27 protein-coding genes and 1 tRNA gene are annotated in these 24,109 nt (G+C 62.5%); 11 read left to right on the top strand and 17 right to left on the bottom strand.

What is annotated here, in order from left to right:
- Positions 1 to 64: 64 nt before the first annotated feature.
- Together G9U53_RS12350 and G9U53_RS12345 are read right to left on the bottom strand one after the other, a co-directional pair.
- A complete protein-coding gene (locus tag G9U53_RS12350) occupies positions 65 to 2,419 on the bottom strand; it encodes an MMPL family transporter (protein ID WP_058038202.1) in 2,355 nt (784 codons plus the stop codon).
- Positions 2,420 to 2,490: 71 nt separating this feature from the next.
- The gene (locus tag G9U53_RS12345; protein ID WP_007731646.1) at positions 2,491 to 3,120 is read right to left on the bottom strand and encodes a TetR/AcrR family transcriptional regulator; all 630 of its coding nucleotides are present in this window, start codon (positions 3,118 to 3,120) and stop codon (positions 2,491 to 2,493) included.
- A gap of 250 nt (positions 3,121 to 3,370) precedes the next feature.
- Here G9U53_RS12345 and G9U53_RS12340 point away from each other — a divergent pair, with 250 nt between their 5' ends.
- Positions 3,371 to 4,480 carry a GGDEF domain-containing protein gene (locus G9U53_RS12340; RefSeq protein WP_003943790.1) on the top strand — a complete coding sequence of 370 codons (1,110 nt, stop codon included), beginning with the start codon at positions 3,371 to 3,373 and terminating at the stop codon, positions 4,478 to 4,480.
- A 12-nt stretch (positions 4,481 to 4,492) separates the two neighbouring features.
- Here the strand turns inward: G9U53_RS12340 and G9U53_RS12335 are convergent, their stop codons facing one another.
- The gene (locus tag G9U53_RS12335; RefSeq protein WP_003943908.1) at positions 4,493 to 4,948 is read right to left on the bottom strand and encodes an Rrf2 family transcriptional regulator; all 456 of its coding nucleotides are present in this window, start codon (positions 4,946 to 4,948) and stop codon (positions 4,493 to 4,495) included.
- Between the two features lie 128 nt (positions 4,949 to 5,076).
- On the opposite strand from G9U53_RS12335, the gene G9U53_RS12330 reads away from it, so the two are divergent.
- Positions 5,077 to 6,018 (top strand): sterol desaturase family protein, encoded by a 942-nt coding sequence (locus G9U53_RS12330; RefSeq protein ID WP_003943902.1) that lies wholly within the window; start codon positions 5,077 to 5,079, stop codon positions 6,016 to 6,018.
- Here the strand turns inward: G9U53_RS12330 and G9U53_RS12325 are convergent.
- The 3 genes from G9U53_RS12325 to G9U53_RS12315 all read right to left on the bottom strand — a co-directional run bounded on the left by G9U53_RS12325 (position 5,984) and on the right by G9U53_RS12315 (position 7,480).
- The gene (locus tag G9U53_RS12325; RefSeq protein ID WP_003943794.1) at positions 5,984 to 6,322 is read right to left on the bottom strand and encodes a DUF202 domain-containing protein; all 339 of its coding nucleotides are present in this window, start codon (positions 6,320 to 6,322) and stop codon (positions 5,984 to 5,986) included. The genes G9U53_RS12330 and G9U53_RS12325 overlap by 35 nt on opposite strands.
- Positions 6,323 to 6,673, bottom strand: a complete 351-nt coding sequence (locus tag G9U53_RS12320; protein ID WP_003943804.1) for a DUF202 domain-containing protein — start codon at positions 6,671 to 6,673, stop codon at positions 6,323 to 6,325.
- A 123-nt stretch (positions 6,674 to 6,796) separates the two neighbouring features.
- The gene (locus G9U53_RS12315; protein WP_003943876.1) at positions 6,797 to 7,480 is read right to left on the bottom strand and encodes a YceI family protein; all 684 of its coding nucleotides are present in this window, start codon (positions 7,478 to 7,480) and stop codon (positions 6,797 to 6,799) included.
- Positions 7,481 to 7,725: 245 nt separating this feature from the next.
- Here G9U53_RS12315 and G9U53_RS12310 point away from each other — a divergent pair, with 245 nt between their 5' ends.
- Together G9U53_RS12310 and G9U53_RS12305 are read left to right on the top strand one after the other, a co-directional pair.
- A complete protein-coding gene (locus tag G9U53_RS12310) occupies positions 7,726 to 7,899 on the top strand; it encodes a hypothetical protein (RefSeq protein WP_003943953.1) in 174 nt (57 codons plus the stop codon).
- 98 nt (positions 7,900 to 7,997) lie between these two features.
- Positions 7,998 to 9,485, top strand: coding sequence for a DUF1254 domain-containing protein (locus tag G9U53_RS12305; RefSeq protein WP_242692526.1), 1,488 nt, complete (start codon positions 7,998 to 8,000; stop codon positions 9,483 to 9,485).
- A gap of 52 nt (positions 9,486 to 9,537) precedes the next feature.
- Here G9U53_RS12305 and G9U53_RS12300 read toward each other — a convergent pair.
- The 4 genes from G9U53_RS12300 to G9U53_RS12285 all read right to left on the bottom strand — a co-directional run bounded on the left by G9U53_RS12300 (position 9,538) and on the right by G9U53_RS12285 (position 11,016).
- A tRNA-Ser gene (locus G9U53_RS12300) sits at positions 9,538 to 9,628 on the bottom strand.
- A 56-nt stretch (positions 9,629 to 9,684) separates the two neighbouring features.
- Positions 9,685 to 9,876, bottom strand: coding sequence for a CsbD family protein (locus tag G9U53_RS12295; protein ID WP_003943869.1), 192 nt, complete (start codon positions 9,874 to 9,876; stop codon positions 9,685 to 9,687).
- A 138-nt stretch (positions 9,877 to 10,014) separates the two neighbouring features.
- Complete coding sequence (locus tag G9U53_RS12290) at positions 10,015 to 10,476, bottom strand: nucleoside deaminase (RefSeq protein ID WP_003943976.1); 462 nt, start codon at positions 10,474 to 10,476, stop codon at positions 10,015 to 10,017.
- On the bottom strand, positions 10,477 to 11,016 hold the full coding sequence (locus G9U53_RS12285) for a tRNA adenosine deaminase-associated protein (protein ID WP_003943823.1): 540 nt from the start codon (positions 11,014 to 11,016) through the stop codon (positions 10,477 to 10,479). It abuts the gene before it with no gap.
- Between the two features lie 48 nt (positions 11,017 to 11,064).
- Here G9U53_RS12285 and G9U53_RS12280 point away from each other — a divergent pair, with 48 nt between their 5' ends.
- Entirely contained in the window at positions 11,065 to 12,039 is a 975-nt protein-coding gene (locus G9U53_RS12280; protein ID WP_165638770.1) for a prephenate dehydrogenase, read from the top strand.
- Between the two features lie 26 nt (positions 12,040 to 12,065).
- On the opposite strand, the gene G9U53_RS12275 is transcribed toward G9U53_RS12280, so the two are convergent.
- Positions 12,066 to 12,653: a putative glycolipid-binding domain-containing protein gene (locus G9U53_RS12275; protein ID WP_073512852.1), complete on the bottom strand. Its 588-nt coding sequence runs from the start codon at positions 12,651 to 12,653 to the stop codon at positions 12,066 to 12,068.
- A gap of 238 nt (positions 12,654 to 12,891) precedes the next feature.
- Between G9U53_RS12275 and dcm the strand changes: the two genes are divergently transcribed.
- The 5 genes from dcm (at position 12,892) to G9U53_RS12250 (ending at position 17,342) form a co-directional block, all read left to right on the top strand.
- The gene (gene dcm / locus G9U53_RS12270; RefSeq protein ID WP_030535749.1) at positions 12,892 to 14,037 is read left to right on the top strand and encodes a DNA (cytosine-5-)-methyltransferase; all 1,146 of its coding nucleotides are present in this window, start codon (positions 12,892 to 12,894) and stop codon (positions 14,035 to 14,037) included.
- A complete protein-coding gene (locus G9U53_RS12265; protein WP_165638732.1) occupies positions 14,034 to 14,903 on the top strand; it encodes a hypothetical protein in 870 nt (289 codons plus the stop codon). The genes dcm and G9U53_RS12265 overlap by 4 nt, the downstream gene beginning before the upstream one ends.
- A gap of 10 nt (positions 14,904 to 14,913) precedes the next feature.
- Positions 14,914 to 15,318 carry a very short patch repair endonuclease gene (locus G9U53_RS12260; protein WP_042921136.1) on the top strand — a complete coding sequence of 135 codons (405 nt, stop codon included), beginning with the start codon at positions 14,914 to 14,916 and terminating at the stop codon, positions 15,316 to 15,318.
- 10 nt (positions 15,319 to 15,328) lie between these two features.
- Positions 15,329 to 16,018 (top strand): DUF998 domain-containing protein, encoded by a 690-nt coding sequence (locus tag G9U53_RS12255; RefSeq protein WP_007731663.1) that lies wholly within the window; start codon positions 15,329 to 15,331, stop codon positions 16,016 to 16,018.
- A gap of 79 nt (positions 16,019 to 16,097) precedes the next feature.
- The gene (locus tag G9U53_RS12250) at positions 16,098 to 17,342 is read left to right on the top strand and encodes a prolyl oligopeptidase family serine peptidase (RefSeq protein ID WP_054827395.1); all 1,245 of its coding nucleotides are present in this window, start codon (positions 16,098 to 16,100) and stop codon (positions 17,340 to 17,342) included.
- Position 17,343: 1 nt separating this feature from the next.
- Here the strand turns inward: G9U53_RS12250 and G9U53_RS12245 are convergent, their stop codons facing one another.
- Positions 17,344 to 18,522, bottom strand: coding sequence for a cation:proton antiporter (locus tag G9U53_RS12245; protein WP_165638731.1), 1,179 nt, complete (start codon positions 18,520 to 18,522; stop codon positions 17,344 to 17,346).
- A 114-nt stretch (positions 18,523 to 18,636) separates the two neighbouring features.
- Between G9U53_RS12245 and G9U53_RS12240 the strand changes: the two genes are divergently transcribed.
- Positions 18,637 to 19,434 (top strand): DUF4352 domain-containing protein, encoded by a 798-nt coding sequence (locus tag G9U53_RS12240; protein WP_030535755.1) that lies wholly within the window; start codon positions 18,637 to 18,639, stop codon positions 19,432 to 19,434.
- An 86-nt stretch (positions 19,435 to 19,520) separates the two neighbouring features.
- On the opposite strand, the gene G9U53_RS12235 is transcribed toward G9U53_RS12240, so the two are convergent.
- From G9U53_RS12235 to G9U53_RS12215, 5 genes are read right to left on the bottom strand one after another with little or no spacing between them, the layout of a single operon-like run.
- The gene (locus tag G9U53_RS12235) at positions 19,521 to 20,150 is read right to left on the bottom strand and encodes a pyridoxamine 5'-phosphate oxidase family protein (protein ID WP_042447707.1); all 630 of its coding nucleotides are present in this window, start codon (positions 20,148 to 20,150) and stop codon (positions 19,521 to 19,523) included.
- Positions 20,147 to 20,962: an ABC transporter ATP-binding protein gene (locus tag G9U53_RS12230; protein ID WP_165638730.1), complete on the bottom strand. Its 816-nt coding sequence runs from the start codon at positions 20,960 to 20,962 to the stop codon at positions 20,147 to 20,149. Before G9U53_RS12230 ends, G9U53_RS12235 begins: the two co-directional genes overlap by 4 nt.
- The gene (locus G9U53_RS12225; protein ID WP_165638729.1) at positions 20,959 to 22,011 is read right to left on the bottom strand and encodes an iron chelate uptake ABC transporter family permease subunit; all 1,053 of its coding nucleotides are present in this window, start codon (positions 22,009 to 22,011) and stop codon (positions 20,959 to 20,961) included. The genes G9U53_RS12230 and G9U53_RS12225 overlap by 4 nt, the downstream gene beginning before the upstream one ends.
- A complete protein-coding gene (locus G9U53_RS12220) occupies positions 22,008 to 23,051 on the bottom strand; it encodes an iron ABC transporter permease (RefSeq protein ID WP_165638728.1) in 1,044 nt (347 codons plus the stop codon). The genes G9U53_RS12225 and G9U53_RS12220 overlap by 4 nt, the downstream gene beginning before the upstream one ends.
- On the bottom strand, positions 23,048 to 24,082 hold the full coding sequence (locus G9U53_RS12215; RefSeq protein WP_165638727.1) for an iron-siderophore ABC transporter substrate-binding protein: 1,035 nt from the start codon (positions 24,080 to 24,082) through the stop codon (positions 23,048 to 23,050). Before G9U53_RS12215 ends, G9U53_RS12220 begins: the two co-directional genes overlap by 4 nt.
- Positions 24,083 to 24,109 lie beyond the last annotated feature (27 nt).

Raw genomic sequence — 24,109 nt, 5'->3', positions numbered from 1 at the left:
ATACACAAAAACTGCTGTGCGCCTTTATTAACCGCGGGGGGTTAATAAAGGCGCACAGCAGAGATCAAGCAGATGCGGACTGAAGCTCCGCTTCCTTTTCTTCACGGAGGGCCTTGCTGAGCTTCTCGCCCTCGATGTCGACGTTCGGCAGAATCTTGTCCAGCCACTTCGGCAACCACCACGCCTTGTCGCCGAGCAGTGCCATGACGGACGGGATGATCACCATGCGCACGATGAAGGCGTCGAAGAACACCGCCGCGGCAAGCGCGAAGCCGATCGACTTGATGAACGAGTTCGGTTCCGCGATGAAGGCACCGAACACGGAGATCATGATGACCGCGGCCGCACTGACGACCCGGGCGCCATGGTTGAAGCCGATGGTCACGGCCTCCTTCGCGCTCGCGCCGTGGACGTACTCCTCACGCATACGCGTCACGAGGAACACCTGGTAGTCCATCGCGAGTCCGAACACCACACCGATCAGGAAGATCGGCATGAAACTCACGAGTGGTTGCGGGTTCGAGATGATGCCCAACCAACCGTGCTGGAAGATCGCCACCGTCGCACCGAATGTCGCGAGCACGCTGAGCAGGAAGCCGAGCGTCGCCGTCAGCGGAACCAGGATCGAACGGAACACCAAGAGCAACAAGATGAATGCAAGGCCGACGACGACGGCCAGGTAGGGCACCAATGCATCCTTCAGCGTGTCCGAGACGTCGCCTTCGAGTGCGGTCTGACCGGTGATGCCGTAGCTGACGCCGATCGAATCGTTGAGTCCGCCTTCGGCTCCACGAAGGCTGGACACCAGATCCATCGTGGCGGGGTCGGTCGGACCACTCTTCGGAGTGATCAGTACCTGCGCGGTGTCGCCGGCCTCGTTGACCCCGACGACCTGTGCGTTCTGGACGTCATCGAAGCCCGAGATGGTCGAGACGACCTCCGCAAAGGCCTCCCCGGCGGGAACGCTGGCATCCTTGGCGTCGACAACGGCGATGAGCGGTCCGTTGCGACCGTCACCGAAGCCCTCGTCGATCAGGTCGTATGCCTGACGCGCACTGGTCGCCGGGTCACCGGTGGCCTCCGACGGCAGTGCCAGGCTCAATCCCGTTGCGGGCAGAGCCAATGCGCCCAGAAGCACTACTCCACCGATCAGCGGCACCAGCGGACGACGGACGACGGCACTGATGAAGCGCAGAGCCAACTTCGGCTTGCCCGAATCTTCGTCTTCGGACTCCTCAGCGCGCTTGCTGAGGAAGGGAATCTTGCCGGCAAAAGCCTTGCGTCCGAACATACCCAGGATCGCAGGCAGCAAGGTCAAGGCGATCAGAACCGCGATCAGCACGGTAAAGGCCGCTGCCGCACCCATATCGGAGAGGAACGGGATGCCGACGACGCGCAATGCAACCAGCGCGATGATGACCGTCAAACCAGCGAATACCACTGCGGAACCGGCGGTTCCGACGGCGCGACCTGCTGCTTCGGCACGGTTGTCGGTAAGGGTGAGCTCATGCCTGAACCTGGACATGATGAACAGCGAGTAGTCGATCGCCACAGCCAGACCGATCATGATCGCCAGCGTCGGAGTCATCGAACTGAGATCCATGAATCCGGTGGCAACCGTGATTCCGAGGCTGCCGATAGCGATACCGATGATCGCGGTGAGGAGCGGAAGCCCCGCGGCCACAAGCGAACCGAACGTGATGGCCAGAACGACTGCGGCAACGGCGATACCGATCAGCTCGGTGACACCACCGGGCATCTCCGCTTCCTGAGCAGCAGAACCACTGACCTGGACGTTGAGTCCCTCGGCCCGACCGACATCGGCTGCGGAGTTGATCGAATCACGCAACGCCTGATCGAGATCGGCGAAGTCACCGCTGAACGGAACCTCGACGTACCCGACTGTGCCGTCGGCACTGAGCGGCGACAACGCACGCGCGTCGTCCACGGCCTGTGTCTCGGAAGTTCCAGCCGCAGCAGCCTTTTCCTTGAACATCGCAACCATGGAGTCGTTGCCGGTAACCGGATTGACCAACGCCTTCGCGGCCTGTTCCGGAGTGACAGTCGCCGGGTCCACCTTGGCAGAGTCGGCGACCTTGTCGATGCCACGAATACTCGCGAGCATGTCGTCCATGGCCTTGACGTTCGCCGGATCGGCCAGCGTCGTGCCTGCCGGAGCTTGCACTACGTATCGCGCGCTCAACGAATCCATAGGATTGGGCGCGTCGGGAAAACGCTCCGCCATCAGGTCTTGCGCCTGCTGCGCCGGGGTTCCCGGAATGGAGAACGAGTCCTTGGTGGGGCCGGACAGAGTCGCTGCCCCGACGCCCATCAGGACCAGGATTATCAGCCAAACGCTGAGGACCGCGCCTTTTCGCCGGTAGGCGAACTTGCCGATCCGATAAAGATAGGTGGCCACGACGGGCTCCTTGCTGTTTCGGTGCGTGTACGTGGACAGGTATTACGTGTGGGGCTCAGAGACGAGACATCTCAGGGACGCGACATCTCAGGGGCAGGCGGCGGCGCGGGCAACCCGGCACGAATCTGCCGAAAAGCGTCGTGAACCAACTCTTCCGGACTGGAAGCCTCCGACTTTCCGCCAGTCCAGACGTCGATCACCGATTTAGCGGCTCCGCCCACCGCTCCCAGGAGGAGCGTCGGGTACAGGTCCTTCTCGGCGTCGGTACCGGTGCGTTCCGCCAATGCCTGAACGACTGCACGGTTGATCCGCTGATGCATGTCTGCGGCATCCCGGTAGAGCGCGGGACTCGAATCCGACAGCAGCCAGATACTTGCCTTCTCACTCCCACTCGGACCTGAGTCGTTCACGATTTCGACCACAAGTTCTTCGAGGACGTCGAGAATTGGTTCGTCCGCGGGCCGTGACGCAAGCGCCTCGATCCACAGGTTCACCGATTCCTCGAAACTGGCGAGCACTGCCTCCTCCTTGCTGGAGAAGTAGTTGTGGAACGTCCTCGTCGACACTCCGGCCTCGGAGGCGATTGCGTCAGCGGTGACGCATTCGATCCCCAGCGCACGAGCGAGCCGTGCTGCCGCGCCGCTGAGTGCGGCACGGGTTGCTGCCTTCTTGCGGTCACGAAGGCCTTGTTCGATGATCACCCCAACACGGTACCGAACTTGCAGAGCTCTGCAACTTTGCAGAGGTCTGCAATATTGTGCGATCGAACACACGGCACGGAAACTCGAGGCGTACCTCACACTCACGCACGGCAAATGCCTGAACAGCGCGACAGAGAGAGTTGCGAGCAACTCCACCGCCTGACGCCCCCTGCCAAGTTGACGCGTGAATCAACATGGCCTGACATACTTTGCGGTGAATTAACCGTAATTTGCTCGGCGAAGGAATCTGATGGACCCGCTCCTGCACACCTGGCCGGTTTCGTCCACGGTGATGCTGTGGGGATCGAAGTCCGGACGAGGCTCCGTACTACGTCTCGTCCGTCTCACCATCGGGTTCTGCTCACTCAATTTCTCGATCGTGGCGTTCCTGTTTCTCCTCAGCGGAGAGGGCCCGGACGGACCGTTTGCGCGCAGTTGGCTCGTCGGCATTGCGACCGTCAACCTGATCCCTACGATTCTCTGGTTTGTCGGCCGAATCAGAGGTTCACGCATGCTCAAGCTCTACGGACTGTGGGCAGATCTCGGAACTGCCTCGATTCTCATCACCTTCACCAGCCATAACGCCGCCCTCTTCGGCGCGGCACTCTTTGTCGCCACCGGCGCCTACTTCACCTATTTTCTCGATTACCGCTGGTTGGCCTTCCATCTCGCCTTTGCCACGACATTTGTCATCGCCCTGACGGTGCTCGGCCTGACGAACGGCGACTACTCGACAACCAGCGTGATCGCACGCACGGACGTCGTCCTGTGTGCCGTGATCTTCATTCCGGCCACGATTCAGTTCACCTGGCGGCAATTACTCGCGCGCGCAACGGGATCCAAAGTGGATGCGCTTACCGGCCTGTTGAACCGACGAGGACTGTGGGACATGTCGGAGCGCATCTGGTCGGTCGCGTCGGCAAATCGTGCCGACATTGCTGTTGCCGTCGTCGACATCGACAAGTTCAAGGCGGTGAACGACACGTTCGGCCACGAAGTCGGTGACGCCGTCATCATCCGGACCGGAACGCGCCTGCAGGCGCATGTGAACGGTTTCGGTTACGCCGCGCGCACCGGCGGCGAGGAGTTCACCGTTGTGATGATCGGTACTCCGTACGGACTTCGCAAACGAATCGCGACGCTCCCCAAAGCCGTGGTGAACGCCTCCGACGACCCCCTGGCCACGGTCAGCGTCGGCGCAGCGACGCTACCTTTCATCCCACATCAGGAAGAGTTCGACTACAACGAGTTCTCCCGAGCAATCGTTGCGGCCGATCATCTGATGTACGACGCAAAATCCGCGGGAGGCAACACCGCGAACACTGCTCCTATGGCAGTTCCGCGTCGACGGGCACACTGAAACCGGGCTGTATCAGCGCCGATTCCACGCCTCGGGATCTGCCGTCAGTTCGTGAATGAACTCGGGCAACTCTCCACCTGCAACATCGGTGAGTGTGACATTTTCGAGCACAGCACGGAGGTTGACTCGCACTGCAATCCACACCTCCTTGAGGGGCGTTGCCGGTCCCCCGTAGTCGACGTCTTCCGGTCGCTGACCCCGAATCGAAGCCAGCGGTCCCTCGACAGCTCGTATGACGTCGGCAATCGTGATCTCGTCCGCGGACCGAGCGAGCCAGTATCCCCCGTCCGGGCCTCGACGGCTGTTGACCAAGCCGCCGCGCCGCAGGTCCGAGAGCACCGCTTCCAGGAACTTGTGGGGTATTACCTGGGATTTGGCGAGAAACTCGGCCTTGGCCGGGTCAGGACCAACTGCCGCGAGCTCGACCAGAGTCCGCACGGCGTAGTCCACCTTCGCGGTGATATGCACCGGCAATTCCTACCATCGTTCTATGAATAGTCGCAACAAACCTGCGAGTTCTTCGCCGCAAAGGGTTCCCTGACGTTACATTTTGATGCATGATGTAACGATCAGAGCTAGAGAACAGGACAAATCGCGTGTGGGAAACCCTTCTCGAATCATGGAAGTCACTGCTCGAACCGCTCCATGATCCCGTTACGCTCGCAATCCCCGCGTTTGTCATCTTCCTCGCAATCGAATGGTTCGCGGCCCGTGCGCTCGAAGATCATCCCGACGACGCCGACGGACGCGCACGGCCGGCACAGGGCGGCTACCGAAGCGTCGACGCCAGAACCAGCGTTCTACTCGGACTCGTGTCGATCGCAACGAGCACCTTCTGGAAAGTGCTGGCGCTGATCGGCTATTCCGCAATCTGGGTGTATCTCGCTCCGTGGCACCTCTCGCCGACTGCCTGGTACACCTGGGTGATCCTGCTGCTCGGAATCGACGTCCTCTATTACGCGTATCACCGCATCGCACACCGAGTTCGAGTCATCTGGGCCACACACCAGGCTCACCATTCGAGCGAGTACTTCAATTTCAGCACCGCACTGCGGCAGAAGTGGAACAACAGCGGTGAGATCATCATGTGGTTGCCGTTGCCGTTCCTCGGGATCCCGCCGTGGATGGTGTTCGTCGGCTTCTCCGTCAGCCTCGTCTACCAGTTCTTCGTCCACACCGAACGTGTCGGAAAACTTTGGCGGCCCATCGAATTCATCTTCAACACGCCGTCACACCATCGCGTCCACCACGGCTCCGACGCCGAGTACCTCGACCGCAACTACGCCGGAATCCTCATCATCTGGGACCGGATGTTCGGAACCTTCGCAGCCGAAACCCACCGCCCCACCTACGGACTCACGACGCCGGTCGGAACGTACAACATCTGGAAGCTCCAAACGCGCGAATATGCTGCCATTGCTCGCGATTGGAAGGCGTCGACATCGTGGCGGCAGCGAGCCGGCTACGTGTTCGGCCCGCCCGGCTGGGCGCCGAAAGCCGAGGTCACTTCAGCAGAATCCACAGCCCCGTCGCACTGAGCAGGAGCAGAGCGACCGCGAGAGTTGCTCCCATACCCAAAGCGGGCGTTGCCTTTTCGGCCGAAAACTGGGCCAACCGCCTGGGCCGCGACCGACGTTCGTAGACCGTCACCGCGACGACGAGCACGGCAGCGACGGACGGGCCGATCAGGGCCACCGACCCGAACGGCGGCAACCATCTCAGACAGGCGGCAGACAAGCCGAGGATCGACAGACTCGTACGCACGAACGAGAGCGATGTGCGCTCGGACTGCAAGCCCTTGTCCGGAGGCTTGACACCTTCCGACGGTTCCAGCGCGGTCAATCAGTTCACGACCTCGACCACCAGGACGGTCGCGCAGATCACCAGCACGATGCCGACGACCGGCGCCATGAGCGGCACCGGCAACGAGCGCTCAGTTCGCAGTGCACGCTCGGCGCTGATCCAGTGGACAAAGGAAGTGATGGCGATCAGAGCACCGCCGACGAGCAACAACGCGGCCAAGCCGGATCGAACCGTCGGATTGAGAATGTCGCCGCCGAACGCTTCGAGTCCGACGCCCGACGCGACGAAGGCCGTTGCAGTGCGGATCCAAGCCAGATATGTCCGCTCATTGGCGAGCGTGAACCGTGGATCGGGGTCTTCGCCCGTCCGGAACGGTCTCCACCGGGGCATCACCTGTTCATTCCGTCCGGGCAGAGATCGCACACTGCCTTCGGAGCGGACAAGAAGAAAGGAAGGTCATGTCCTTAATCTTCCCTGCCCGCCCCGAAGCAGTGCGAATCGGGTGGACGTAATTCAGCTCGCGGCGAGTGAGACCAGGAAGTCCACCGAGCCGCTGCCGTCGACGGTGACGAAACCGAGGGACGGAGGCTCGACTCCGAAATCGGTCCAGGTGACCGGAATCGAGCCCGATGCGATCAGCGAATCACCCGAATGCAGCACGGTCATGTCGACCGACACCGGCTTGGACTGACCCTTGAGCGTCAGCGTTCCTGACACCGTGACCGTCGCCGTTGTTCCGTCCGTCGGTACAGCAGACAAGTCCACCGGCGAGTCGATCGTGAACGTCGCCGTCGGATACGTGCTGGTATCCATCACATTGCCCGTGAACTGGCCGTCGCGCCGATCCGAGTCGGTCTTGATGCTTGCCACCTGCACCGTTACTTCGCCGGAAGTGAGCTTTTCACCCTCGACAACCGCGTTTCCGCTCACCTCGCCAGTGGTTCCGACGACGGTCACACTCGATCCGTTGAGAATCTCGTGCACGGTGTACCCAGCTGCCGTCTGGTTGTCCCCCTGCCCGGCGACGACGGTCCATTGCCCGTCGATCGATCCGGACGCCGCCTCCGCGCCCTCAGTGGACACCACGGCCGCCGGTGCATCGTCTTCAGCGATGAACTTCCCGTACGCCCACGGCCCCACGAGCAGGGCGAGTACGACCACAACTACTGCTCCGCCGATCCACCAGATCTTTTTCATGGGCTCGACGATAGTTGCAGCTTCAACAGTTGTCAGGACTTACGACCTGGGAGAACCCTGTGAAAGTGCTCCACGACCACCCAAGGCGAGCCACATCTACAGCCATTAGTAATCATTTGGTAAAGTCGACTGTGCATTCCGGCCCCCAGCCTGGAATGCCTGGGCCGTGCGCATCGAATCATGCATCGATCCCGATGCGCACGGTCTGCCCGAAACACGAATCACACCGATCGAGGGAGCTCGCGATGGCGGACCTGACGCTCCTGACCGACGACGAGTTACGCGAGCGTCGGATCGCCCTCAGTCGATCCCTCACAACCGCAGCAGATTTGATCCCCACCCCGCCACCTTCGTTCTTCGAGAAGCTGAAGCAGGACATCGATGCCGCCGCTGCAGAGTGGATCGCCCGCCGCTCCTGAACATTCGAATTGCGCACACAGAACCGGTTTTCGATTTCCTCACCGGTTCACCCCGCAAGGGTGATGATGCAGCGGACGGTCACCGGCACCATGACTTCATGGACTCCCCGACCGACTCAATCGCACAAGGTTTCACGCCGGCACACGCTCAACTGGCGAGATCGGCCGGAGTTCCAGCAACGCTGGCCGCTGAGAGTTACGTGGAAGCCCTCGCCCGGATCGTCTATTACTGGGGCTATCCAGCTGTGGACACCTTCGGCCGTACAAACATGTGGGAGATCATGGATGGCAAGACCGGACTCCAACTCGGCCTTCTGCCAGGCGCCGCCAAAAATTACACAGGTGCCCTCACCGACTACATGAGCCCGGCGCAGCGGTGGGTCGTCTCACCCAACAACGACACGATCTACGGCGCAGGATTCGCCGATCTCACCGACGAAACCGCAGTGATACAGACCCCGACCGAGGTACCCGACGGCCATTACTGGACTATCCAGATCGTCGACGTGCTGACAAATGTGACTCACCAACTTGGTTCGGCGACAGGCACTCCCGGCGGAAAGTTCCTTCTGGTCGGACCTGATTGGGATGGCGAGTTGCCGGAAGACTTCCTCGATGTGCTTCGATCACCGACGAACGTGGCTGGTGTCTTCCCTCGCAGTTTCGCAGCACGTTCCGAGGCGTCCAAGCAGCAGGCGCGGTCGGTGCTCGACCAGATCGGCATGTACCCGTTCAGCGAGGATCGACCCGGCCCGCGGTCCTTCGGCTACGAGGCCCACGCCGCGAACTCGATCTACCCTCAGGGCGTCACCGCCGAAATGTTGGCGGCCGATCCCGACGCCAGTCGACCTCAATGGGTGAAGCCGGAATCTTTCTGGACCGATCTTGCAGCAATGCTCGATTTCAACCCGACCATGGGCGCAGCAGACACCCCGATGGCTGATCAAGCCAAGACGCTTGTCGCACTGCATCGTTCGGACAAGTCGTACCGAGCGTTGCTCGACCGCGCCGCGTTCCGCGCCGACGTCGCCCTCCATCAATCGGCGAGCTACGTCCAAACCGGGGTCGACGCAGGCAACGGATGGCAACGGCAACGCAACAGTGGCCTGTGGGGCACCGACTGGTTCGGACGGGCGCTCGCGGCCGTCATCTACATTTACGTCAACGACTTTCACGAGGCTGTCTACCTCATCCGGGGTACCGACCACGACGGAGCGTTGCTCCACGGCCGCGAGCGGTACACCATGACCTTCACAGAAGACGCACTCCCACCCGTCGACCGCAGTCGCGGCGGCTTCTGGTCTCTGACCATGTACGACAAGGACGCATTTATGCTCGCCGACGCACCCGGTAACCGCGTCAACCTCGGCACCGTCAATCTCGACGCGGGCGATCTCGTCTTTCGTGACGGGAAGCTCACCTTGCACCTGTCTCACGACGAGCCGACCGATCCGGATGCTCGTGCCAACTGGCTACCCGCTCCGCACGACGAATTTCGACTGATCATTCGCAGCTATGTCCCCGACAAATCAGTCCTCGATGAAACCTACCGATTCCCCGACGTCGTCCGAGCAACGGGACTATAGGCGCCACCAAGCACAAAAAAGCTCCCCACCTGCGTGAACAGGTGGGGAGCTTTGGCGGTGGCGGAGGGATTTGAACCCTCGGACGGGGGTTACCCGTCACACGCTTTCGAGGCGTGCTCCTTAGGCCGCTCGGACACGCCACCGCTGGTGACTTTACCGGATGGAGTGCCCGTGGCTGAAATCGCCAGGTGGAGCGGTATTACGTGAGCTTGTCCTTGATGCTGGAAGCGGCGTCCTTGACCTTCTCGCCTGCATCCTTGACGGCCGATTTCACCTGGTCGCCCTTGCCTTCGTTTTCGAGGTCCCGGTCACCGGTAGCGCTGCCAGCAGCTTCCTTGGCCTTGCCCCCGAGGTCTTCGGCCTTGTTCTGAGCCTTGTCTGCGATTCCCATGAGTACTCCTCTGTGAACGCGAACGAATCGCCTTCCGACGATCCGCCGATGCCCTGACGGCATCTGCCTCCACCATGCCCTCGATTGATGGATCCGGCTACCCGAGTGTGCGATCACTCTCGATGGGGAATACCGAATTCAGGCCCGCTGCTCGCGGAAGAAATCTTCCAAAAGCCCAGCGCATTCGTCCTCGAGGACCCCGCCGCGCACCTGCGGCCGATAGGTCAATCTTTTATCTCGAACTACGTCCCATAATGATCCGACGGCTCCGGTTTTCGGCTCCCACGCCCCGAAAACGACCCGAGAAACCCGGGCGAGGACCAGAGCGCCCGCACACATCGTGCATGGCTCGAGGGTCACGGCAAGCGTCGCACCTTCCAGGCGCCAGCCGTCACCGTAGGTTTTTGCGGCAGCACGCAACGCGAGGATTTCGGCGTGCGCGGTCGGATCGGACGACGCTTCCCTGGCATTGGAGGCCCGAGCAACTTCGACGCCGTCTGCGTCGAACACCACTGCCCCGACCGGGACGTCGGCGTCGGAGGCGGAACGTGCGGCCACGATGGCCGCACGGATCATGCGCTGGTCGTCAGCGAGAGTCATCTAGCGCGGGAGCTTGTCGAGCGCTGCGCCGAACTCGGATGCGAACCCGAGTCGCTGCGCGATCATCCCCAACTGCTCGTCCGGATAGAGATCGGTCTCGGCCGCGATGACGGCGAGCACGGGTTCCGGCAGGCCCAGATCGGCCAGCACGGACAGATCGCCCTCTTCCCAGGGTTCGACATCGTCGAGGTCGTCCGGGTCGATGTCGGGGATCTCGATGTGCAAGGCGTCGAGGACGTCGGCTGCGATGTCGTAGTCGATGGCGGCGGTCGCGTCGGAAATCAGCAACTGCGTGCCCGACGGCGCCGGACGCAACACGATGAAGAACTCGTCGTCGACGTCGAGAAGACCGAAGACGGCACCCGAACTTCGCAGCTCACGCAGCTGCGTTTCGGCGGCCGAGAGCGAGGTCAACGCGTCGGGCGTCAGTGCCTTGACCGTCCAACGCCCCTCTTCACGGACCACCGCGACACCGAAGCCTTCAAGCTCCTCCGACTGGTTCGAAGAGGCGCTCTTGTTACCCGCGCGCTGTGCACCCATGGCGCAACGGTAGCCCGCCTGGTGCCAGTGAGTGAAGTCCGAGCATCGATGTGCCAACCTGAACTCGTGTCTGCGATCGATTCCGCCCCACCAGTCTGCGTTCTCGGCCTCGGATTGATCGGCGGTTCGCTACTTCGCGCCGCCGTCCGATCCGGCCGCCGGGCGTGGGGTTACAACCGTTCCAGCGAGTCCGCCGACGCGGCCCGAGCCGACGGTTTCGACGCCGACACCGATCTGGTTTCAGTGCTGCAGAGAGCAAACGAAAGCGGCGCGATCATTGTGATCGCCGTGCCGATGCCTGCCGTCGACGCCACCTTGGCGGCCATCGCCGCGCACGCGCCCGACAATCCGATCACCGACGTCGTCAGCGTCAAGGGTGAAGTGAAGGCTGCGGTCGAACGAGCGGGCTTGAGCGCCAAGTTCGTGGGCGGTCATCCGATGGCGGGGACGTCAGCTTCGGGTTGGGCGGTCGGGGATGCCGATCTGTTCGTCGACGCGGTGTGGGTCGTTGCCACCGACGAGGGCGTCGACGCAGACGTGTGGTCGCAGGTCGCCGACCTTGCACTCGACTGCGGCTCGGTGGTAGTGCCGGCCGAATCCCTCGAGCACGATCGAGCAGTCGCGCGAATCTCGCATCTGCCTCACCTGCTCGCGGAAACGCTTGCGATCACCGGAGCTGCCGGCGGCGAACTGGCTCTCGGGCTGGCTGCCGGATCATTTCGCGACGGCACCCGCGTAGCCGGGAGCGCTCCTGGCCTGGTGCGGGCGATGTGCGAGGGCAACCGCGACGCCCTGCTGGTCGCGCTGGACGAGGCGCTCGACCTTTTGCAGGGTGCACGTACCGATCTGCTCGACAACGGCTCGACGGCACGATTGGTGGACGCAGGGTTCGCGGCGCGCGGCGCCTACGAGTCGCACGAGCGGTGGGACATCGAAGACGTTCAGGCCGGAGAACCCGACTGGATCAACCGGATGCGAGACGCCGGTCGACGCGGCGGCGTCATCCGGCGATCCGCAACCTAGAACTACGCAACCTAGAGATACGAAACCTAGATACGAGTTGCCAGACCCGGGTAGTCGAGGACAAAGCCTTCGGTATCGACGGACAACGTCGAGCTGGACACCGGGGACAGCACACTGATTCCGTCGGCGCCGGAGCTGTAGGTGATGGTCGCACCCTCGACGCGCAGGTCGAGAAGGTTTACGTAGACGACCGGCACCTCGGCGTCTTCGATGTCGTTCTGCAGACCGACGCGGCGGATGGGCAGCGTGTTGAAGAACGGGCTGAGGATCACGTCGACATCGAGTGCGCCATCGAACGCAGAGCGCTGGTGACTGGCGCCGTTCTCGACCATCCAGGTGCCTTCTTCGTCCCGGCTGATCGACATCTGACGCTCACCGGCGGCCAGGGCGGTCCGCACGGACAACCGGCGGGTGATGCCGGCCTCGTCGGTGACCAGGTCGTACGACGCGCTGAATGCCGGGTGCTCACTGCAGGCTCCACCGATGATCCGGCCGGAAGCCTTGATGCGATTTCCGTTCAGCTGCACACGAACAGACTCCATACGAGGAGCGTTGTGGGCCTGCCAGGTCAATACCGCGGGCCAGGACGCGTCACCGGAAGGTTGGATGCTCACCCGACCACGGTAATGGACGAACGGGCACGGAGCACCGCTGGTTCGGGTTATTGCTTCGATCAGGGACCTTTTAGGGACTTCGATCGGCCCCGAAGATCTCGATGTAAGGCGTTTCACAACGGTTCTTCCGTAAGGAGCACGCCGCGGACCGAATAGTTGGCAAACGGTGTCGGAGTTCTCGAGTACCGTGCTTCTAGGTCGGTTCGTGAGGAAGGGTGCTGTGACGTCGTCGCGGAGCATGGTGGGTTTGTTTGCCGGTATCGGTGGTCTCGAGTTGGGGCTCTCGGAACATGGGTGGAACACCGAACTGCTGTGTGAAATCGATCCGGGCGCGCAGGCAGTTCTCCGTTCGCGTTTCGCCGACGTGCCGTTGCACGGTGACGTCACCAAACTTCGCGCGCTGCCCAGTGACATCGAATTGGTGGCCGCCGGTTTCCCCTGCCAGGACCTCTCTCAGGCCGGCAAAACGGCAGGCATCACCGGCGCACGCTCAGGCCTGGTGGACGAGGTGTTCCGTCTGGTCAAGCGTAAGAAGGGCCCGCGCTGGCTGTTGATCGAGAACGTTCCGTTCATGCTCCAGCTCGGCAAGGGCGCCGCCATGCGGCACATCACCGACGCCCTCGAAGACCTCGGATACACCTGGGCGTACCGGGTGGTCGACGCCCGCGCCTTCGGACTCCCCCAGCGTCGCCAGCGAGTCATCATGCTTGCCTCGCGCACAGACGATCCCCGCGAAATCCTGTTCGGCCAGGACGCCGGCGAGCGCCTGGGTGGCGATCCCGCGGACTACCCCTGCGGCTTCTACTGGACCGAAGGCACTCGCGGTCTCGGATGGGCCGTCAATGCCGTGCCGACGCTCAAGGGCGGCTCGTCCGTCGGCATCCCCAGTCAGCCGGCAGTCCGGTTGCCGTCAGGTGAGATCGTCACTCCCGGTCTAGTCGATGCCGAGCGACTGCAGGGTTTCGATCCCGACTGGACGCTGCCGTCCGTCGAGGTTCCCGGCCTACGCCACAGCCATCGCTGGAAGCTCGTCGGCAATGCCGTGAGCGTGCGGATGGCGTCGTGGGTCGGTGGCCGGTTGAGCGATCCCATCGAATACGACGCCGCGGGCGAGACGCCACTCGAACCGGGTGACGCCTGGCCGAGTGCGGCCTGGGGCCGTAACCGCCAGGCCTTCCGCGTCCATACCTCGACCTGGCCGGTCCAGTACGACTACGAGGATCTGAGCGGCTTCCTCGAAGACACGCGGTTGCTGTCGGCTCGGGCCACCGCCGGCTTCCTCAAGCGCGCACGCATGGGCAATCTTCGGTTCATCCCCGGTTTCATCGAGGACGTCGAAAGCCATCTCGAGCGGATGGGCGGATATCCCGAGGCCGCGGCATGACGGACTCACTGTTTCCCGAACCCCTGTTTCCGGAGACACTGTTTTCCGAGCCGGAACACGAACCACTCTGGAGCGCACTGCAACTCGCGGGTGACAAACCCCCGGCCGACGCCGATCGCGGCGAGAAGAAGAACTACGCGCAGCGACTGTCCAATCAACTGGCACAGACGGTCGCCGACGCTCTGCGTCCGCTGTATCCCAACATCACCCCGACGGCGTCCGGTGAAGGCCAGGAGGCAACAGTCGATGTCGCCAAGGGCCGAAAGCGCTTGGACGTCAAGGCACTCGACCCCACTCTCGGACTGATCCTCTGCGTCTCCATCAAGACGTACAACTTCCAGGACTACAGTCCCCGCAGCGGCAAGCTGGGACGGTGGACCAAGAACATCGTCCGCAACGACCACGAATTGCGTGGCGAGGCAATGGTTCTGCATCAGCGTCAGCCGTACAGCGTGTTGGTCGCCGTCATGTTCGAGCCGTACGCCACGTGCGACGACGGCGACCCGACCAAGACCAGCGACACCGGCAAATCCTCTTTTGCACACCACGTCACGACGCTCTCGAAGCGCTCGGGCCGGGGCAAGCGCGCGGTGGTCGGCGTTCCCGGAAAGGCCTGGGTGGATCTCGGCGCCGAGGACACCCGCTACGACCTCTTCGAGAAGGTCTACATCGGACTCTACGAACCCGATGGTGCAGTCCGGTTCTTCGACGTCGACGAACCGCCGCCGCGCAACGGCCGCCCCACCGAAGCTCAGACGCTCTCGTTCACCGACTTCGTGACCGTCGTGCACGGTGAAGTGGAGCGTCGCAACAGGTTTGCGCCTACCTGGTCCGATCCCGAAGACAGCGACGATTCCGACGGCTGAGAGAACCACGGTGCCTGCGACGGATCCTGCCACCAGCGCTCGGATGAGCGCTCAGCGTCGGCGCGACACCAAACCCGAAATCGCACTTCGACGCGAGCTGCATCGACGCGGACTCCGGTACTTCGTGGATCGGGCGCCTGTCAAAGGTGTTCGCCGACGGGCCGATCTGGTATTCCCACGCCGCAAAGTCGCGGTGTTCGTGGACGGATGCTTCTGGCACAGCTGCCCGCAGCATGCGACGTTTCCCAAGAACAACGCGCAGTGGTGGACGGACAAGTTGGCCGCCAACGTGGTTCGAGACCGCGACACCGATGCACGTCTGGCAGAGCAGGGTTGGACCGTCATCCGCGTCTGGGAGCACGAAGATCCGCTGGTAGCGGCCGAACGCGTCCAGAAAGCCCTGCTCGGTCCGTAAGCTCGATTTCGTGAAGGAACGCAACGTTGCGCGGTGGGGTTTGGTGGCTGCGCTGGCTCTGGGCGGAATCGTCTACTCGTCGTGGATTCTCGAATTCTTCCTGGACACCGGCCTCGACCCGGTGACATCGTTCCTCAGCGAACTCGATGCCGAGAACCAGAAATACCGCGATGTCTTCGGTAACGCCGATGTCCTGTCCGCAATCTTGATGTTGATCTCCGGAGCGCTGGGTCTGCTGATCACGCCCCGGCGAAGGCTCTACGTCACGGGCTGGATTGCGCTGGCGGTGTTCGGCATCGCGACCATCGCCGACGCGTCGTTCCCCCTCGAATGCTCGGGCGAGGGTTGCCCGTCGAGCGCACCCGACGGTCTACTTCCGCAGCTCCACCATGTTCACGCGTTGACGAGCAGCGTGGCGGTCTTCGCGATCTTCACCGCGATGATCGCATTCACCGTGGGAGCGTTCAGGTATCGCGAGCACCCTTCTTTGCGGACGACGGGTCTGACCATTCTGATCCTGACTTCCCTTGCGACGGTGTGGATGTTGACGACCAACAGCATCGAAGTCTCCGGCGGCGGTAATCTCGGACTGGGTATCGCTCAACGTGCGCAGGTGCTGGGAATGTCGTTGTGGTTGTGCACCCTGGCATTTGCGATGTCGAGGCCGCCATCCACCGGGCTCCCGGCGTCGCCGCGCTGACAGGTTTTCCGGCAAGCGATTCGGGCGATCCTGGAACTACAACTGAAAATGGCTGCCCCGAACTAGCGAAGGTGTGCCCATGTCTCTCGCGTCGTCGTTCTTCGCCCATCCGCACCAGGCGTTCACTGCTGGTTTCTATCGCAACGAGTCCTTCGACTTCGAGCTACGAGTCGTTCTCGGGCAAGCCACCTTCGGCGCGGCAGATACCGGCGAAGTGCTCTCGGCCATCGCTCACGTCGGCGAGAAGGACCTCGAAGGCTGGTACGAGGCCTGGTTCGACCTCGGCACACGGGTATTCGGGCAGGCCGATGAGGCAGCCGAGGCCGGGCATTCGCGAAGCGCGTCCAACGCGTACCTGCGGGCGGCGTCGTACTTCGGTGTGGCGATCAACGCAGTCGACGGTCTCAGCGACGATTCGGTTCTGGTCCCCACTTTCAAACGTCACCGACAGGCGTGGGACCGCTTCGTCGACACCACCTCCCAGCCCGTCGAACGCGTCCGGATCCCTTACGAGGACACCTACCTGCCCGGGTACTTCTTCCGGCCGCCCGGGGACGTGCGACGGCCGACGTTGATCATGGTGAACGGTAGCGACGGCCCGATCAGCGGGCTGTGGGGCAGCGGCGGTGCCGGGGCGCTCGAGCGGGGCTACAACGTGTTGATGTTCGACGGTCCCGGTCAGCAGTCGATGCTCTTCGAGCGCAACATCCCGTTCCGTCACGACTGGGAAGCCGTCATCACGCCCGTCGTCGACTATCTCGTGGACCGGCCGGACGTCGATGCGTCGAAGCTGGCGATGTACGGGATCAGTCAGGGCGGGTACTGGGTGCCGCAGTCGTTGGCGTTCGAGCATCGGATCGCGGCAGCGATCGCCGATCCGGGGGTCGTGGACGTGGCCGCGTCGTGGCTCGCCCACATCCCCAAGAACATGCAGAAGCTGCTCGACGAGGGGAAGTCGGAGGCCTTCGACCGCGACATGGCGATAGGGCTGGGAATGAAATTCTCCAAGGACAGCGCCCGAATCTGGCGTTTCCGAGCGCGTCCGTACCTCGCCGACGGCTACTACAACACTCTCGCCGAGGTTCGGAAGTACCACCTCGAACACGTCGCCGGCTCGATCTCCACTCCCCTGCTCATCACCGATCCGGAAGGCGAGCAATTCTGGCCCGGTCAATCCAAGCGGCTTGCCGCCCTCGCCGGCGGACCGACGACGGTGGTTCCCTTCACCGCTGCCGAGGGCGCGAACTTCCACTGCCAGCCCATGGCGAGGCGTCTGACGGATCAGCGGATGTTCGACTGGCTCGACGAGCAGTTGGATCTCTGAATCAGGACACTTTCTCTTTCTTCGTCAACAGAGTGGCAATCATCGGCAACAGCAGAACCGTGATCGCCCCGGCCGCGACAAGAATCGACGCGTTGTCCGAGGACATCTGATGCGCGTCGACGGCCGCGCCCGTGACCGCCACGATCATGGGCAGGCCGGTAGCCCCGTACAACGCGACTTGCGCACTTTCGCGCGTGGTGAAGGGTGGTTCGACCTTCTCGAACTTGGTCACGAAGAACACCGGCACGCCGCGGACTACAACGATCAGGATCAAAAACGCAATCAGTATGCCGGGACTGGCGGCGACCGCCGAGACGTCGATCGCCATGCCTGAAGTGATGAAGAAAATCGGGATGAGGAACCCGAAGGCGATCCCGTCGAGCTTGATCTCGAGGCGCTCGTCGCCCTCTGGCATCAGTCGCCGCAGGATGAAGCCGGCGGCAAACGCACCGAGAATGACGTCGAGTGAGAACACAGCCGACAGCACTCCGAGGCTGACCAACAACAGAACGGTGAGGCGGACCGTCGTCTGCGCCGTCGTGTCCGCCCCTGCCCGCACCAGGCGATGTGTCCACGAGCCTTCGTGAATCAGCTTGCCGGGCAGCACCGCAACGATGACAGCGATCAAGGCGAAGACGGCAAGAACGATCAGCGACAGTACGGCACCACGGGCACTCAGCAGCACCGCCATCGCGACGACCGGCCCGAGCTCGCCGACGGCCCCGTGGTTGAGGACGGTCTTACCCAAGCGTGTGTCGAGGAGTTTGTTGTCCTTGAGGATCGGCAGCAGCGTGCCCAGAGCGGTCGACGTCATCGCAATGGCAACAGCGGCTTCGGCGGAGATCACGTTCCTCATTCCCAGCAGCGAGACCACCGTGAACGCCAGCGCGAGGCAGAACAGCCATGTGTAGAGCGCTCGACGTCCGCCGCGCCCACTGAGTTCCTGTCGGTCGATCTCGTAGCCGGCGAGCAGGAACAGCATGCCGAGGCCGAGTTCGCGGAGGATGCCGATCGCTTCGCTGTCAGCTGCGATGTTGAGGGCGAACGGCCCGACTACTGCGCCCGCGACCAGTAGCAACACCACTTCGGGAACCAGTCGACGCGGGATCAGGCCCGCGACTATCGGCGCGATGGCCGCGATCAGCGCAATCCAGAACAGCGAGGAGGCAATTGAAGGCACGGATCATTGTCGGACAAAACCGACCACTCTGCACACATTGCGACCGGTCAGTCTGGTAGAAGTATCGAATGCTCACCTAGTAATGCGTGAGCAATCCCACGTGAAGGAACGGCCATGACACAACCCCCGCAGGACCCTAACCAGCCATATGGCCAGCCGCCTCAGCAGCCGTACGGGCAGCAACCCCAGCAGCCCTACGGACAGCAACCACCGGCTCAGCAACCTTATGGACAGCCTTATCCAGATCAGTCTGGCGCGCCGTTCCCGGGCCAGTACGCTCAGCCGGCCGGTGGATTTCAGCAACCGCCGCCTTCACCGGCGAAAAAGAAGAAGTGGCCATGGGTCGTCGGAGGCATCGTGGCGTTCTTCGTGATTGTCGCGATCGCCACTGGCGGCGGGGACAAAGACAAGGAAGAATCCGCCGCGGCCCCCACAACCACGCAAGCCGCGGCCAACGGTGCCTCCGTGGCCGCAGTTGCCCCGGCCGAAGCTCCCAAGGAAACGAAGTCTTCGAATCCCGGAATCGGCGAGGAAGTGCGAGACGGAAAGTTCGGTTTCGTCGTGACGGGTATCGAGACCGGCCTCACGACGATCGGCGACAATCCCTACTTGCAAGAGCAAGCTGAGGGTCAGTTCGTACTCGTTCACGTCGAGATCACGAACACTTCCGACAAGCCCCAGGCTTACTTCGGATCCAATCAGACCTTGATCGACACCGAAGGTCGCGAATTCACCAACAACACGATGGCAGCGATCAATATCGACGCCGAAACCGCGATCGGCGGCGACATAAACCCCGGCATCACACGGAAGACCACCATTGTCTTCGACATCCCGACCAGTGCCACCCCCAAGGAGATCGAGGTACACGACTCGATGTTCTCCGGTGGCGCCACAATTTCGCTTCAGTAAACCCGGAACAGTAAGAACGACGGTCTCCACCAGTTGACGATCAGCTGGTGGAGACCGTTCTCCTGCGAAAGGCCAACGGACTGAGGTCAGTACAGGTACTTGCGGTACGCCTCTTGTCTGGCGGGTTCGAGGTCCTCGACGCGCAGGCTGTGTTGCTCCGCCATCATGTCGCGCAGACTCGGCACCTCATCGGATGCGGGCCACGTCGACGGATCCCACAGCTTCGCCCGCAGAATCGCTCTCGCGCAATGCAGATACGCCTCGTCGATCTGCACGATCACCGCAAGCTGTGCAGGCTTGCCGTTCATCGCCATCGAATCCAACAGATCAGGATCGGTGGACAGAGTCGCCGTGCCGTTGACGCGCACGATCTCGTCGTGCCCGGGCGCGAGAAAGAGGATCCCCACGTGAGGATTCTCGATCATGTTCCGGTACGAGTCAGCGCGCCGGTTGCCCGGACGATCCGGGAGCACGAGCGTCTTCTCGTCGGGAAACAGAACCTGACTGACCAGGTCTCCGCGCGGCGAGCAATCGCAATTTCCGGCCGCATCGGATGTCGCGAGCACAAAAAACCGTGCCTGCTCGATGAATTCACGGATCAACGGAGTCGTGTAAGCGGTCTGCTTCTCCATGATCGTCGGATGGGGCTGTCCGAGAATCGCATTGAGTTGTTCCACGGATTCGATCCGCCCGCCCGGGGCGTTCGACGCCGTCACGTCGACACGTCGTCGAGCACATGGTGGCGCCCGAGCGGCAACACCAACGGCTTACCCGACATGGGGTCGGGGATGATTCGGCTCTCGAGACCGAACACGGTGCGGACGTTGTCGCTCGTGAGCACCTCGGCAGGATCACCCGCCGCGTAGACCCGGCGATCGGCCATGGCGACGAGGTAGTCGGCGTAGCGGGCGGCGAGATTGAGATCGTGCAGAACCATGACAATCGTTGTACCCCGAGTCCGGTTCAGGTCGGTGAGCAGGTCCAAGACCTCAACCTGGTGGCTCACGTCCAAGAAGGTGGTCGGCTCGTCGAGTAGAAGCAGATCGGTTTGTTGGGCGAGCGCCATCGCAATCCACACACGTTGGCGCTGACCACCGGAAAGCTCGTCCACCGATCGTTCGGCCAATCCGGTTGTGTCCGTGGCCGCAAGCGCCTCGGCGACAGCTGCGTCATCCTCGCGGCTCCACCTCGACAGCACCCGCTGATGTGGATGACGACCACGGCCGACGAGATCGGCGACAACTATCCCTTCCGGTGCGATCGGTGACTGCGGCAGCAGACCGAGCGTGCGAGCGAGCTTCTTCGCAGGCAGGCGATGAACATCCTTGCCGTCCAACAGAACATGACCGCTTCGGGGACTGAGTAGCCGCGACATCGACCGCAGCAGTGTCGATTTGCCGCACGCGTTGGCGCCCACGATGGTCGTGATCTTTCCCGGCGGCACCGCGAGGTCGAGCGATTCGACGACGGTCCGTCCTCCGTAACCGAGTTCGAGGTTTTCGACAGTCAGAGTATGGAATTCGGTCACAGCGAACCTCCCGTTCGGTTGGAGCGAATGATGAGGTAGACGAGATACGGCGCTCCCAGCGCGCCGGTCACCACGCCAACGGGGTAACGGGTGCCGAAGGCGTACTGTCCGCAGAAATCGGCAACGAGCACCAGCAGCGCTCCGACCAGCGCCGACGGAATCAAAAGTGATGTTCCCGGACCGACGATGCGGGCGGCAATGGGGCCGGACAGAAATGCGACGAAGGCGATGGGCCCCGCAGCGGCAGTGGCAAAGGCGATGAGTCCGACGGCCGCAATGATCGTCAGAATGCGCGTTCGTTCCACTCTGACGCCGAGCGCTTGTGCTGCGTCGTCACCGAGCTGGATGGTCGAAAGGTTGCGCGATTGGCTCAGCAGCACCGGCCCGAGCACGACCAGCGCCAGGAGTACGGGAACCGTCGAACCCCAGTTGGCACCGTTGAGACTGCCGGTGAGCCAACGCATCGTCTCCTGCAGATCCCACGCGGCGGCGGTACTGAGCAGGTAGGCGGTGACGCTGTCGAGCATCGCGGCGATGCCGATACCGATCAGTATGAGCCGAGTGCCCGCCACACCGTCCCGGAAAGACAGAACGTAGATCAAGACTGCGACGCCCAGACCGACAGCGATAGCAAAAACCGATACCTGTGAACCGCCGAGTGAAAGCGAGATGATCGCGAAAGCCGCTGCAGCGCTTGCGCCGGAGCTGATTCCGATGATGTCGGGGCTCGCGAGCGGGTTGCGCAGCATCGTCTGGAACGTGATGCCGCCCAAGCCGAAACAGATTCCGGCGACCACAGCGAGGACAGCGCGAGGCAGCCGGAGGCGGCCGACGGTGAACGAGGCACCAGGCACGTTCTCCCCCAGCATGACCCGAAGCACATCTGACGGCGGGTAGAAGGTTTTTCCCACCATCAGAGTGACCGCGAAGGAGGCGACGACGAGGACCGTCAGCACGGCAATCACGATGCGGCGGCGTCTACCTCGTCGGATACGGCTTGCTCCGACTGCGTCAACCTCGACTTCGGGAGTAACGAATGTAGTGGTCACAGCTCACGTATTTTCTGACGGCGGACTATGTAAATGAAGAAGGGCGCTCCGATGAGCGCGGTGATGATGCCGACGTCGATTTCGCTCGGCCGGGCGACAATTCGTCCGAGAATGTCGGCGGCGACGAGAAGGCCGGCACCTGTCAGCGCAGAAAACGGTAGTAGCCAACGGTTGTCGATACCGATCAGCAGGCGGCACAGGTGCGGGACTACCAAACCGACGAAGCCGATCGGTCCCGCGATGGCAGTGGCCGCACCGCAGAGCAGCACTGCACCGAGCGCTGCCACTGCACGAACCACCGCGACACGCTCACCGAGGCCCGATGCGACCTCGTCACCGAGCGCAAGAGAGTTGAGACTGCGGGCCGACAGCAGGCAGATCACGAAGCCGACAACGAGAAATGGCAGACCGTGCCGGATCACCTCGAAACTCGCGCCACCGACGCCGCCGATCTGCCACGAACGAATGTTGCCCGCAATATCGTTTCGCGGCAGCATGATCGCAGTGATGAACGAAGCAAACGCAGCCGATGTTGCGGCCCCGGCGAGAGCCAACTTGAGTGGGGTGGCTCCACCTCGCCCGAGTGACCCGACCACGTAGACGAACAACGCCGCCCCGGCTGCACCGAGTACGGCCACCCAGATCATGCTGGTCTGGGTCCACAGTCCGAACCACGCCATTCCGATCACCACGGCGAGCGAAGCGCCCATGTTGACGCCCAGGATTCCGGGATCCGCCAAAGGGTTTCGGGTAATCCCCTGCATCACAGCGCCGGCAAGACCGAGCGCAGCTCCCACGATTATCGCGAGCACCGTCCGCGGAATGCGCTTGGCAATCGCACCCTGACCGATGTTGTCCGTTGAACCGTTTAGTGCGGCAACGATATCGGACCAGTCGACCTCACGAGAGCCGATGACGATCGAAGCGCACATGAGCACCGCGAGGACAACGAGAAGGGCGATCAACCACAGCGAATTGCCGAACGTCGGGCGCCGCGTATCGCGAGCGCCCGACGTCGAATCCTGCGAGGTTACAGTCACTCCGACTTTCCAGCGGCCCCGGCGAGCAGATCGACGTAGTCGCCGAATACCCACGAAATCGCGAGTGGAGTCGGGTTGGCCGCCGTTCCCATCGGCCCGGTTCCATTGAGGAACACGATCGCGTTGTTGGCGACGGCAGGCATCTGCGAGAGCAGCGGGTCAGCCTTGAGTGCGTCGACAAGTGCCTGGTCACCGTAGGTGACGATCAGTTCGACGTCGTCGAAGACGTCCACACGCTCGGCACTGACCTTCTTCGAGAACTCACCACCCGTCGAGGCGTCGGCAACGCTCTTCGGCGTCGAAAGTCCGAGGTCCTCGAAGAACGCGGCGCGCGTGTCGTTCGCCGTGTAGAAGCTGACCTGGCTCAGATCAGCGGTGTCGACGTGCGTCAGGAACATGGTTGCCTTGCCGGCAAGCTGCGGATGCGCGGCAACCTCGTCGGCGATCTCCTTCTCGATGGTGGAGATCAGTTCCTGCCCTTCGGATTCCATGCCGAGGCCCATGCTGTTGAACTTGATGACGTCACGCCACGACGTCGCCCACGGCCCCTCGGGATACGCCACAACCGGAGCGATCTCACTGAGAGTGTCGTAGTCCTCCTGCGTCAATCCGGAGTATGCGGCAAGAATGACGTCAGGGTTCGTATCGGAGACGGCTTCGAAGTCGATGCCGTCGGTCTCGTCGAAGAGCACCGGCGGCTTCGCGCCGAGGTCGTCGAGCTTTTCCTCGACCCACGGCAGCATTCCGTTGCCGTTGTCGTCACCGAAAGTCGCCGCTGCCATTCCGACGGGAACCACGCCGAGAGCAAGGGGCACTTCGTGATTGGCCCAGGCAACAGTGGCAACTCGCTCCGGCTTGGCGTCGATCGTCGTAGTTCCGAAAGCGTGCTCGATCGTGACAGGGAAGGAGCTGGATCCGCTTCCGGCGCTGCCGCCGTCGGCGGTCTCCGAGGAGTCGGAACTGCAAGCTGTCATGCCGAGGGCGACTGCGACCGCTGCTGCGGCCACCGCCAAGAAGCGTTTTGAACGCATGAAAACAGAACTCTCTCGAGAAGGGGT

The organism is Rhodococcus sp. D-46 (genome assembly GCF_011290655.1).
GTDB lineage: Bacteria > Actinomycetota > Actinomycetes > Mycobacteriales > Mycobacteriaceae > Rhodococcus_F > Rhodococcus_F qingshengii.
This window is presented reverse-complemented; position numbering and strand designations above follow the sequence as displayed.